Origin of the sequence: Microvirga sp., from assembly GCF_014699075.1 — a bacterium.
Classification (GTDB): Bacteria; Pseudomonadota; Alphaproteobacteria; order Rhizobiales; family Beijerinckiaceae; genus Microvirga.
In genome coordinates this window covers 228,398-240,789 of the sequence record NZ_JACXAB010000003.1, presented here as the reverse complement: position 1 = coordinate 240,789, position 12,392 = coordinate 228,398, and the positions used below count along the sequence as shown (strand labels likewise).

At 62.3% G+C, this 12,392-nt stretch carries 8 protein-coding genes; 3 read left to right on the top strand and 5 right to left on the bottom strand.

Annotation, left to right across the window (positions count from 1 at the left end):
- The first annotated feature begins 168 nt into the window (after positions 1 to 168).
- Positions 169 to 993, top strand: coding sequence for a DUF2189 domain-containing protein (locus IC232_RS06655; RefSeq protein ID WP_190844146.1), 825 nt, complete (start codon positions 169 to 171; stop codon positions 991 to 993).
- A gap of 56 nt (positions 994 to 1,049) precedes the next feature.
- Here IC232_RS06655 and IC232_RS06650 read toward each other — a convergent pair whose 3' ends face one another.
- Genes IC232_RS06650 through IC232_RS06630 form a run of 5 tightly spaced genes read right to left on the bottom strand, consistent with a single transcriptional unit; the run spans position 1,050 to position 5,475 of the window.
- Positions 1,050 to 1,385, bottom strand: coding sequence for a cytochrome C oxidase subunit IV family protein (locus tag IC232_RS06650; RefSeq protein WP_190844145.1), 336 nt, complete (start codon positions 1,383 to 1,385; stop codon positions 1,050 to 1,052).
- Positions 1,386 to 1,393: 8 nt separating this feature from the next.
- Entirely contained in the window at positions 1,394 to 2,116 is a 723-nt protein-coding gene (locus IC232_RS06645) for a heme-copper oxidase subunit III family protein (RefSeq protein ID WP_190844144.1), read from the bottom strand.
- Between the two features lie 14 nt (positions 2,117 to 2,130).
- Positions 2,131 to 2,835, bottom strand: a complete 705-nt coding sequence (locus tag IC232_RS06640) for a cytochrome c oxidase subunit 3 (RefSeq protein WP_190844143.1) — start codon at positions 2,833 to 2,835, stop codon at positions 2,131 to 2,133.
- Complete coding sequence (gene ctaD, locus IC232_RS06635) at positions 2,828 to 4,609, bottom strand: cytochrome c oxidase subunit I (RefSeq protein ID WP_190844142.1); 1,782 nt, start codon at positions 4,607 to 4,609, stop codon at positions 2,828 to 2,830. The genes IC232_RS06640 and ctaD overlap by 8 nt, the downstream gene beginning before the upstream one ends.
- A gap of 38 nt (positions 4,610 to 4,647) precedes the next feature.
- The gene (locus IC232_RS06630) at positions 4,648 to 5,475 is read right to left on the bottom strand and encodes a cytochrome c oxidase subunit II (RefSeq protein WP_190844141.1); all 828 of its coding nucleotides are present in this window, start codon (positions 5,473 to 5,475) and stop codon (positions 4,648 to 4,650) included.
- A 621-nt stretch (positions 5,476 to 6,096) separates the two neighbouring features.
- Between IC232_RS06630 and IC232_RS06625 the strand changes: the two genes are divergently transcribed.
- Both IC232_RS06625 and IC232_RS06620 read left to right on the top strand, forming a co-directional pair.
- The gene (locus IC232_RS06625) at positions 6,097 to 8,073 is read left to right on the top strand and encodes an autotransporter assembly complex family protein (protein WP_312895119.1); all 1,977 of its coding nucleotides are present in this window, start codon (positions 6,097 to 6,099) and stop codon (positions 8,071 to 8,073) included.
- Entirely contained in the window at positions 8,073 to 12,374 is a 4,302-nt protein-coding gene (locus IC232_RS06620) for a translocation/assembly module TamB domain-containing protein (RefSeq protein ID WP_190844140.1), read from the top strand. The genes IC232_RS06625 and IC232_RS06620 overlap by 1 nt, the downstream gene beginning before the upstream one ends.
- Positions 12,375 to 12,392 lie beyond the last annotated feature (18 nt).

Below are 12,392 nucleotides of genomic sequence, written 5' to 3'. Positions count from 1 at the left end.
ATAGGGAAGAATGGAATGGTCATTCCTCCTGCCTGTGAATCCATTCAAGGGCGACATCGCCCTCTTTCGAGCGTATAGTCATTGCATAGGTTACGGCTAAGCGTGACCGTTGCATTGCCGCGCATGGCCGTGTCTCAACTGCCAAGGTTCAGCCCTGGAGGAGCGCTTATGGCCCATTTTCACATTGTCGCCGGTGCAACCGAAACCCCGGCCCATCCGGTCGTCAGGAAGATCACACCGGCCGATCTGAAAGAGGCATTGGCAAGAGGGTTCGACGATTTCTGGGCCATGCCGTCCCACCTCGTATTTCTCGGGCTGATCTATCCTATTCTCGGCGTGTGCCTCGCAGCGCTGACATTCAGCAACAATGCGGTGCCGCTGCTCTACCCGTTGGCTTCGGGCTTCGCCCTGGTGGGGCCGTTTGCGGCGATCGGCCTTTATGAGATCAGCAGGCGGCGGGAGCTCGGTCTCAGCACCTCCTGGCAGGATGCCTTCGATGTTCTGAAATCGCCATCGATTCCTGCGATCGCCGCACTCGGCGTTGTGTTGCTCGTGATCTTCCTCGTATGGCTGACATCGGCGCGCATGTTGTACCAGTCCATCTTCGGCTATGAGGTGCCCGCTTCGTACTCCGGGTTTATCAATCAGGTGCTCGCAACCTCCGAGGGCATGAGACTGATCGTCATCGGCAACATTCTCGGATTCTGCTTCGCCGTCGCGGTTCTGAGCATCAGCGTCATCTCGTTCCCGCTGCTTCTCGACCGGGATGTGGGAGTGGCCGTAGCGATCTATACGTCCATCAAGGCCGTGGTGATGAACCCGCTCACGATGGCCCTGTGGGGCCTGGTCGTGGCAGCAGGTCTCCTCGTCGGATCCCTCCCGCTCTTCGTGGGGCTCGCCATCGTCATGCCGGTGCTCGGACATGCAACCTGGCATCTGTATCGCCGGGTGGTGGAGCCTCCCCATCCTGATGAGGCTCATCCTGCCGTATGACTTGAGTGCTGGCGAAGGCTGAAGGCGGTCCGCTTCAAGGGCCGCCTTTATGCTGATCAGGTGCCTGAAACGAAGAACGAGACTCGGGACAGAAGCGTGTAATCCGACTCCAACACCATGATCGCCACGAAAACCAGCACGGCGCTGATTGGTACCAGGATGGCATAGACCAGCGAGAGGCGCTCCCAAGCCATATGCATGAAGATGGCCATGATTAGCCCGGCTTTCAGCATCATGAACAGCAGAATGAGTGAATATCTCAGGAGCCCCTGAACCTGGAAATAATCGACGAAGTACGAGCAGGCACTCAGGACGAAAAGCCAAACCCAAACCACAAGATAAAGTCTGATCGGATGCTGCTGTCCCTGCCCATGGGCGGATGCCTGTGCCATGACCGTGCTCACCAGAGATAGAAGAAGGCGAAGATGAAGACCCAGACCAGGTCGACAAAGTGCCAATAGAGGCCCATGATCTCGACCGCCTCGTAATCTCCTCTGCGACTCGTGAAGAAGCCTCGTCTTTGATGCTCATAGTCGCCCCGCCAGACCTTTCTGGCGACGATCAGGAGGAACAGCACGCCGAAGCTCACATGGGTGCCATGAAAGCCCGTGATCATGAAGAAGCTGGAGCCGAACTGGGCAGCGCCCCAGGGATTGGACCATGGGCGAACACCCTCATGGATCAGCTTGGACCATTCAAAGGCCTGCATGCCAACGAAGGTGGCTCCGAGCAGGGCCGTCGCCAGCATCAGGATCGCAGTCTTTCGACGGTCGCGGCGATAGGCGAAATTCACTGCCATGGCCATGGTGCCGCTGCTGCTGATCAGCACGAAGGTCATGATCGCGATCAGGATGAGGGGCAGGGTGACGCCGCCGATGGTCAGCGCAAACACCTCGCTTGCATTCGGCCATGGTACCGTCGTGGACATGCGTGCGGTCATGTAGGAGATCAGAAAACAGCTGAACACGAAGGTGTCGCTGAGGAGAAAGATCCACATCATGGCCTTTCCCCAGGAAACGTTCCTGAAGGCCTGCCGGTCTGAGGAGAAGTCGGCCGCTATGCTTCGCAGGTCCGAAGCCTCGGGATAGGTGTGGGTCGTGTCCGTCACAGCCTGTTCCGCCATGGGCATAAACTCTCTCAAGTCAGTAACTGCCGGCATATGTCGATGATTTCGCCTGCCCAGCCTGTCCAGATGCTCAGAAGAACAAGCCAGAGAAGAAGAAGGAAGTGCCAGTAGGTGGCGCAGAGCTCGACCGGCAGGCGCAGGTGCTCCGTTGCTGGCACACGCCATGCTTTCTCGGTGGTACGGGCCAGTGCCACCAGCCCGCCCAGAAGATGAAGACCGTGCGCTCCGGTCAGAACGTAGAAGAAGTCATTGGCCGGGTTGGCGGTGAGGCGATAGCCTTCGCCCGCCAGTTGCTGCCAAGCGACGAGCTGCCCCGACAGGAAGGCCAGGGCTGCGACGCCGGCCGCAATCAGGCTGATCTTGAGCTCGTTCCTCTCGCCTCGACGCACGGCGACCATCGCGCCATGGAGTGCAATGCTGCTCAGGACGAGCATGATCGTGTTGAGCCAGAGGATTGGCGGGAGCGGCAGAGTGCGCCAGTCGGGGAGCTGCATCCGCATCGAATAGGCGCTGATGAACAGTGCGAAGAAGGAGCCGACGACAGCCAGGAAGACGCGCAGACCGATTGTCGCCGGAGCCGCCGAGCGAACAGACAGGTTCGGCAGAGCGGCTGCTTCGCCTTGCTCCAGCCACGGCTTTGATGCGAGGCCCTGCCGCGAGAGCCACCAAGTCGCGATGATCGCCAGAATGCTCAGGAAGAACAGGATGCTACCCATGGCCTGCTCCCGGTGCAGCGCGTGAAGGTCCCGGTTGGTTCTGTGGGAGGAAATCCTGATCGGCTCCCGGCACGCTGTAGTCGTAGGCCCAGCGGTAGACGACGGGCAGATCATTACCCCAATTGCCATGAGGCGGTGGAGTTTCGGGCGTCTGCCATTCCAGAGTAGTGGCGCGCCAGGGGTTGCCGCCAGAGTTCCTGCCGTGGCGCAGGCTCCAGAAGAGGTTGAACACGAAGGCCAGCTGGGCTGCGCCGACGATCAGGGCCACGATGGTGATGAATGCATTGAGCGTGTGCGCTGAGGGAGGCACGAAGGCCATGTCGGCGATGTCGTGGTAGCGGCGCGGGATCCCCATCAGACCGAGATAATGCATGGGGAAAAAGATCGCATACGCGCCAAGGAACGTGACCCAGAAGTGCAGCTTGCCAAGGGCATCGTTCAGCATCCGCCCGGTCACCTTCGGATACCAGTGATAGATCGCGCCGAAGATCACCAGGATCGGCGCTACGCCCATAACCATGTGGAAATGCGCAACGACGAACATCGTGTCCGAGAGGGGAACGTCCACGACCACGTTGCCGAGGAAAAGCCCGGTGAGGCCGCCGTTCACGAAGGTGACGATGAAGGCGAGCGCAAACAGCATGGGAACGTTAAGATGAATGTCGCCCCGCCAAAGCGTAAGGATCCAGTTATAGACCTTGATCGCCGTCGGCACTGCGATGATCAGCGTGGTGGTGGCGAAGAAGAACCCGAAATAGGGGTTCATGCCACTCACATACATGTGGTGCGCCCAAACAATGAAGCTCAGCGCCCCGATGGCGAGCAGCGCCCAGACCATCATGCGATAGCCGAAGATGTTGCGCCGTGCGTGGGTGCTGATGAGGTCAGACACAATGCCGAAGGCCGGCAGGGCGACAATGTAGACCTCCGGGTGTCCGAAGAACCAGAAGAGGTGCTGAAAGAGCAGGGGGCTGCCGCCGTTGCGGTCAAGGGGCTGTCCCATCTCGACCATAGCCGGCATGAAGAAGCTGGTGCCGAGGACCCGGTCGAATAGCATCATCACGGCGCCGACGAACAAGGCCGGAAAAGCGAGCAGCGCCATAAAGCTTGCGGTGAAGATGCCCCAGACGGTGAGCGGCATGCGCATCAGCGTCATGCCGCGTGCGCGCGCCTGCAGAACCGTCACCACGTAGTTCAGGCCACCCATGGTGAAGCCGATGATGAACACCATGAGCGACATGAGCATCAGGATGATGCCCCAGTCCTGCCCGCCCGGCGTTCCCGTCGTGATGGCCTGGGGCGGGTAGAGCGTCCAGCCGGCGCCGGTGGGCCCGCCTGGTATGAAAAAGCTCGCTACGAGGATGAGCACCGCCAGGAAATAGACCCAGAAGCTGAGCATGTTGACATAGGGGAAGACCATGTCGCGCGCGCCGACCATCAGCGGGATGAGATAGTTGCCGAAGCCGCCGAGAAAGAGCGCGGTGAGCACGTAAACCACCATCATCATGCCGTGCATGGTGATGAACTGGTAATAGGCATTGGCGTCGATGAAGGAGAAGACGCCCGGGAACCCTAGTTGCAGGCGCATCAGCCATGACAGGACGAGGGCGATGAGGCCGACTGAAAGAGCCACGAAGGAGTACTGGATGGCGATGACCTTTGCGTCCTGGCTGAAGACGTATTTCGTCACCCAGCTGTGCGGATGGTAGAGCTCGACGTCCTCGACATCGGGCGCTGCGACCACTCCTGCCGATCCAAGTGGGACGTCGACCATCAGGATGCTCTCCCCAATTCTCCGTTCTTTCACTTCGCTCAATCAGGCACGACAGCCCCGTTCCGGGTGTCCGGCGTCAAGCGCGCGAAGCTTGTCGCCACCTTCTCCTGCAGCCATGCCTGGTATTCGCTCTCCTCCTGAACGATGACCTTGCCCCGCATCTGCGGATGCCCGACGCCACACAATTCGGCGCAGAGGATCTCGAAAGTTCCGGTTCTCGTCGGGGTGAACCAGATGTAGGAGATCTGACCTGGCACGAGATCCATCTTGGCTCGCATCTCCGGAACGTAGAAATTATGGAGGACGTCGGGAGAGCGCAGGAGGGCCTTGATCGGCCTGTTGACCGGTAGATGCAGCTCACCGCCTTCGATGACGACATCATCATGGGACTTCGGATCGTCGCGGTTCAGTCCAAGCGGATTGTCGGGACTGATCAGGCGTGTATCGGATGTGGCGAGTTGGCCGTCCGGTCCGGGCAGTCGGAAGCTCCATTGCCATTGCTGGCCGAAGACCTCGATATCGGTTGCATCGTCGGGTACGGTGATGAACTGCTGCCATACGAAGAGGCCAGGCGCCAGCATGGCCGCGACGCCAACCCCCGTGACGATGGTCAGCCACCATTCCAGACGCTTGTTCTCGGGCTCGTAATGGGCTTGCCGTCCGGCCTGATGGCGAAAGCGGTAGACGCAATACGCCATGAAGAGGATGACTGCGACGAAAACCGCGCCGGTGATCCAGAAGGTGATGATGATCGTATTGTCGATATAGCGCCAGTTCGATGCAATCGGCGTCCACCACCAGGGGCTGACGAGGTGGAAGACCACTGAGCCGACAGCGACAAGAACGAGTATGAGTGCTACAGCCATTCCTCACCATCCTTGCCTTGTCAGGCTTTGGATTTGAAGCAGAAGGCGCAACTCAATTTTGCGTCGTAGCTATGTTTTGATTGAGACACTACCAAAGAAGCCGCAACCAAAACGCATTCAACAATCAGCATCGGCTGTGAGGCGGCTGCTTTATACATCGCAGCAACTTAAAATCTGCCTGCAGCTGCCTTGAAAATTACACCCGTTGGATAAGGCGGTCAATCAGCTTGGCCATCAGAGGTATGAGCATGTTAAGCAAAGTGCTCTTGTTTCATGTGAAACAATACCGCATGGCAAGCATCGAAGATCATTGGCTCGCAAGCAGTCTCATAACATGTCGAAATAGTGGCAACATCACGTCGCAATTATGAGTTCGCTCTGCTGCGAATTCTCACGGCCTACGCATGCCACTGTGTGAATAATATGTATGTTTTCCTCATTCTTTCCCGATGCTGATGTGTTTCATCAACAATTAACCTGAAATTGCCTGGCTGGGGTTTTGCCGCTAGGGAAACTATGGTTAGGTACGCGCCTGACGAACCTCGACAGGTCAGAGCACAGCCCCTGAAGTCACTGGGCACGTGTTGTAAGAACAAGAATTGATGTTGCATCAGGGAGAGAGTGCCCCAAGTGCTGTGGCTGAGCACCATTCGAAGGACAGCGTTTCTCTTCCTGGTAGGCGTTCTGTTCAGTGGACTGCCCTCGACCCATGCTGTCGCATTCGATTTGTTCGGGTGGTTCGGCGGGAGCGATGATCCGCCTCCTCCCAGCGCGGATGCCCTGCCTTATTCCCTCGACTACGCCGTCGGCGGCGACACGAAAAATCTCGAGCAGACGCTGAAGGATGCGTCGACGCTGCAGAGCCTCCAGTCGGATCCTCCGCCCGATGCCGCAGCCCTGGTGGCCCGTGCACAGGCCGATCTGCCGCGCCTGATCGATGCGCTCTGGGGGGCTGGCTATTACAATGCCCGCATTGAAATCAACGTCGCAGGTGTTCCCTTGGTGCTTCAGTCTTCACGCACTGAGGCCGCAGCGCGCGCGGTGGCAGGATATCGTGCGCGGGCTCTCGTGCCGGTTCAGATCATCGCAGATCCCGGGCCCCAATTTGCCCTGCGGGATGTTGCCATATTGGATGCTCGCACCAGACAGCCTTTTCCACCGGGGGAGTTGCCGCCGCGGATCGTGCAGATCAAGCCGGGCGATCCGGCGCGCTCTGCCGATATCCTGGCCGCCGAAGCGCGCATCGTCGATTACTTCCGCGCCGAGTCCCGCCCGTTCGCCAAGGTGGAGCGGCGTGAGCCGGTAGTCATCCACCCCGCACAAGCGATGGATGTGAGCCTCGCGGTCAATCCCGGCCCTCGCGCGGGCATCGGCCCTATTACGATCCAGGGCGCCGAGGGCGTCGATCCGGCTGTGGTGCGCTCCTTCATCTACACCGAGCCGGGCGATCCCTATTCGCCGGCGGAACTGGCCTCGATGCGCAAATCGATCTCTCAGATCGAAGCGCTGTCTTCGGTGCGGATCCGTGAAGCGGAGACCCTCGACGCTTATGGCAACCTGCCGCTATTCGTGGAACTCACCGAGCGTCCGCCGCGCATCATCGGAGCGTCGGCGCAGTATTCGACCACGGACGGACCGGCGCTCAGAGCCTACTGGGCGCATCGCAACCTGTTCGGCGGCGCCGAGCGGCTGAGGTTTGAGGGCAATCTCTTCTACCTGACCGAGGATGGCGGCCAGCTGAACGAGGACGATGATTTCGATTGGAGCGACCTCGGCGGCCGGTTCCGCGCGAGCTTCCTGAAACCCGCCCTGTGGGGAACCCGCAACGACCTGCTCGTTGATGCTCTTGTCGAGCGCGACCGCACGGAGGGTTATACCAGCCGCCTCGTCAACGCGACCGCGGCCATCCGCCACCGCTTCAGCGAGACGTTCTCGATCCAGGGCGGAATCGAATACGAGCGGGGGCAGACCTCGGACGTTCTCGGACAGATCGACTACACCCTCGTGGGATTGCCCGTCTCCCTCAGCTACGATTCCACCGACAACGCCCTCAATCCCACCGAAGGCATCAGGCTAATTGCGTCAGTGACGCCTTACCCGGAGTTTCTCGGCTCGTCGGTTCCGATCACGGTCGCCCGTGGGAGTGCGTCGGCCTACTACTCGCTGGACGAGGAGTCCCGTTATGTGCTGGCCGGGCGCATCGGCCTCGGCTCCATTGTCGGGGCAGATCTCGATGAGATTCCCGCCAACCGGCGGTTCTTCGCAGGTGGCGGCGGCTCCGTGCGCGGCTATACCTACAGGACCCTGGGACCGACCTTCCTGGGCGAACCGATCGGCGGGCGGAGCTTGCTGGAAGCATCGCTCGAAGCGCGGATCAAGGTCACCGACACCATCGGCATCGTGCCTTTCGTCGATGCGGGCACCGCCTTCGAGTCGAGCTATCCGGATTTCGACGAGCGAATCCGCATCGGTGCCGGCTTGGGCCTTCGCTACTACACGGGAATTGGTCCCATCCGCCTCGACGTCGCCATTCCGGTCAATCCGGAACGCGGCGATCCCTCTTATGCCATCTATGTCGGAATCGGGCAGGCCTTCTGATGAACAAGCCAATCCGCTCCCTTGCCCTTCTGACGGTCGTCCTCGCTGTAGCGCTGGTCGCCTCGTGGTTCCTCGTCTCGCGCCCGAGTCAGGCCCAAAGCGATCAGGGCGTGTTGGCCAGCCTGATTTCGCGCCTTCTCTCCACACCGACCACGCGGGTCAGCATCGGCAGCGTTGAGGGTGCGCTCTCCTCGAATGCCGTCATCCGTGACGTGCGTATTGCGGACCGGGATGGCGTGTGGCTCAGTCTAGACCGTGCCAACCTGGTCTGGAGCCGAACCGCGCTCCTGCGCGGACGTCTGCAGGTCAATGAACTCACTGTTGGCCGCCTCCAGATCCAACGCCGGCCGCTGCCTGCCGAGGAGGACGCGGCGGTTTCCGACGAGCCGATCCTGCCCGAGTTGCCGGTCCGGGTCATCGTCGATCGCTTCGCCTTGCAGGAACTTGTGCTCGGCGAGCCTGTCCTGGGCACACAAGCACGGCTCTCGGCGGCAGGCTCCGCCCAGATCGGAAATCCCTCGGAAGGGCTCGACCTCACCTTCGCGGCGCAGCGCCTAGACGCCCCCGGTCAGCTGTCGATCGATCTCAATTATGTGCCGCAGACCAACCGCCTCTCGCTCAACCTCACGCACCAGGAGCCCGCAGGCGGCATCGCGGCCCGGCTTCTGGAGCTTCCCGGCCTCCCGCCGGTCGACCTGAAGCTCGCAGGACAAGGACCTTTGAGCGACTTTGCGGCGCGGCTCGATTTCGCCGCCGGTCCGACGATCGGCGCGGCAGGCACGACGACGGTGCGGCGCACGAACGCGGCCTATGACCTGAACGTGGACCTCGCAGCCCGCATCGAAGGGTTGTTGCCGGCACCTGTCGCCCCGGTCTTCAGCGGCACCACGCAACTCGTCGGCAATGTCAACGTCGCTGACAGCGGCGCTGTCCGCTTCCAGCCGGTTCAGATCACATCAAATGTGGCCCGCTTCGATATGACCGGAACGATCAGTGCCGGTCAGGTCCTCGATATCCGGCTCAATGCGCGCGCCCTTCCGACCGATGGCAGCAAGACACGGGCAGGAGTGGCTGAGATCGCCCGCCTCAACTTCGACGGCACCGTGCAAGGCCCGCTGACTGCGCCCAGGGTCAACGGCACCCTGGATGCTGCGGAGGTCCGGCTGCCGGAAGGCGCCCTTGATGCGCTGACCGCCCGCGTGACCATGAACCCGGTGGAGGGGGTCTCTCCGCCGGACCGGTTCTCCTTCGCCATCGATGCCAATGCCAGCGGGATCCGCCCTGCCGATCAGGCGCTGGCGCGTGCAATCGGGCCGACCCTCGCGGTAACCTCCCGCGGCTCCTTCGATCTTGAAGGGATTGCCAGCGTCGAGACCGCACGCATCGAGACATCGACCGCACGGGCGAGCTTCACCGGACGCATCGGATCGACCATCCTCGACGGTACGCTGGATGCGAGCATCCCAGCGCTCGCACCGTTCTCCGGTGTCGCCGGGCGGACCCTGCGAGGCTCGGCGGACCTGAATGCACGGCTGACCGGCAATCCGCGGCGCTACGATATGGCGGCAGCTGTCGATGCACGGCTCCGCGAGCTTTCAACCGGAACGCCGGCTGTTGACGGTCTTCTGGGACGTACGGTCACCGCCGCAGGTACCTTGCGACGTATTCCAAACGGCTTTGGCTTTGACAACCTCCGCATCGACGGCGCACATCTCGATGCGCGCGTGGATGGGCAGGCCACGCAATCGACCGCGAACCTGGGTTTTGATGTCACCATCGACGAGTTGAGGCATGTGGACGAGCGCATCACCGCAGGGCGGGCCACTCTTGCAGCGCGTCTGACGGGTTCCCTCGAACGGCCGGATGTGATCGGCACCGCGACGCTCACCGATGTCCGCGCCCTCGGCCGCTCCGTCCCGCGCCTTGCTGTCGATCTGAACGCCCGCGATGTGACAGGCGCACTCGATGCGGCTCTCACCCTGGACGGACGTGTTGACGACAAGCCGGCTACGGGCTCCCTGCATCTGGCGAAGCCACCGGAAGGCGGCTGGCTGCTCGACAGGCTCGACATCGACATCGGCTCGGTGGCCCTCAACGGAAATCTTCGCCTGGGCGCCGATCAGCTGGCGCAAGGTGAAATTTCCCTGACCGGCAGCAATTTTGACGATCTCTCTCCACTCGTGCTCACAAAGCTCAATGGGGCGCTCGACGCCGTCGTGTCGCTTAGCGCACGCGGGGGCGGGCAGGATGTGCAGGTCACCGCCCGTGGGGCACGCTTCTCGGCTGCCGATATAGCCGTGCGGGATTTCGACACCCGGCTTACGGTTCAGGATCTCTACCGTCGCCCGATGATCGACGGCTCAGTCACCGCAGCCTCGGTGACGGCCGGCGGCCAGACCTACCGCGATGTGCGGTTCATAGCCGAAGGCACGCCAGAGGCGTCGCGCTTCACCGCATCTGCGGCGGGGCAGGGCTTCGATCTCGATGCGCAGGGTCGCGTCGTGCCGGGCGACGCGACACGGATCGAGCTGGCCTCGTTCAGCGCGCGCCGCGGCGGCCGGCGCCTGGCCTTGGCTCAGCCGGCCACCATTGCGCTGCAGGACGGCGGCGCTGTCCTGTCCAATGTTGTGATAGCGGCTGATCAGGGACGGGTTGCCCTGTCCGGCACCATCGGCGACAGGCTCGCCCTCAATGTCGACATCCGCAACCTGCCGCTCCAGACAGCTGAGATCGTTGTGCCGAATCTGGGTCTAGCCGGTACGGTCAATGGTAGCGCCGCAGTGGCAGGAACCACGAGCAATCCGAGCGGGACCTATCGGCTCACCGTATCTGGCCTTGCGACTGCGCAGACCCGTCAGGCCGGGCTGCCGCCGCTCGGCATCGAAGCCCAGGGCCGACTGGCCGATCAGCGGGTCGGGATCGACGCGCGGGTCTCTGCCGGACGCACCGGCACCTTCCAGGTGTCCGGCAGCGTTCCGATCGAGGCAGCCGATGAGCTTGCGCTCAGGATTTCGGGCCGTACCGATCTTGCCATTGCCAACACGATCCTGTCGGCGTCCGGTCAGCGCCTTACCGGCGCGGCTAACCTGGATCTCGCCATCGCCGGAATGCTTTCGGATCCTCGGATCCAGGGGAGCGTCAGCATTGCCAATGGCAGCTTCTCCGATGCGCTGCAGGGCATCCAGCTGAACGGCATCGCCGGGCGGTTGGCCGCGCGCGGACAGGTGCTCGCCATCGAGAGCCTGACGGCGCAGACGCCGAACGGCGGCTCCCTGGCCGCCCGGGGGCAGGTGACCATCGATCCGGCGGCAGGCTTCCCCGGCGAAATCAGGATCACGGGCAACCGGGCGCAGCTCGTGTCCAACGAAACCGTCGAGGCAAGCGCCGATCTGGACCTGATCCTCTCAGGCCCCCTGGCCAGCCGGCCACGCGCGGCGGGCCGCATCGACATCATCACCATGAATGTCTCCGTGCCCGACCGCCTGCCGACCACATTGCGGCCGCTGCCCGGAACGAAGCACGTGCGACCAACGCCGACCGCCGCGGCGCGGCTGGCTCTGCAGCAGCGGCGGCAATCCGCTTCTGCCAGAGGAACGCCCTTCCGAGCCGAGCTCGACCTGGTGCTGACCGCGCAGAACCGCATCTTCGTGCGGGGCAGGGGATTGAATGCGGAACTCGGTGGCGATCTCCGGCTTCAGGGCACGACCCAGGATCCTGTCGCCATCGGAGCCTTCGAGCTGCGCCGCGGGCGCTTCGATCTCCTTGGGCAAAGAATCGACCTCGTGCGCGGCCGCCTGGATTTCACCGGTGACCTCACGCCGTCCCTCGACTTTTTGGCCGAGACCCAGGCGGGGGACGTGACTGCGCGCATCGGGGTAACAGGGCCGGCGTCGAGCCCTGAGTTCTCGTTCAGCTCCAGTCCCGATCTGCCGCAGGACGAGGTGCTCTCCCGCATCCTGTTTCAGAGACCGTCGGGCGGACTCTCGGCAGGCCAAGCGCTGCAACTCGCGCAGGCCGTGGCGCAGCTTTCCGGCGGCTCCGGCAACGATGCATTCGAGCGCCTGCGCCGGTCGCTCGGCGTCGACAGCCTCGACATTACGGTTGGTGCTGGCGGCGGGCCGGGTGTCGGTGTCTCCCGCTACATCAGCGATAACGTGCGTGTAGGTGTGCGAGCCGGCGCGCGGCCTGAGGAAAGCGGCGTCACGGTCGATATCGACCTGACGCGGCGCCTCAAGGCCCAAGGCGAGGTGAATGCCGAAGGCGGAACGTCCGTCGGGCTTGGGTTCGAGTTGGAGTATTAAGTGCCGGGGCTGCCAGAG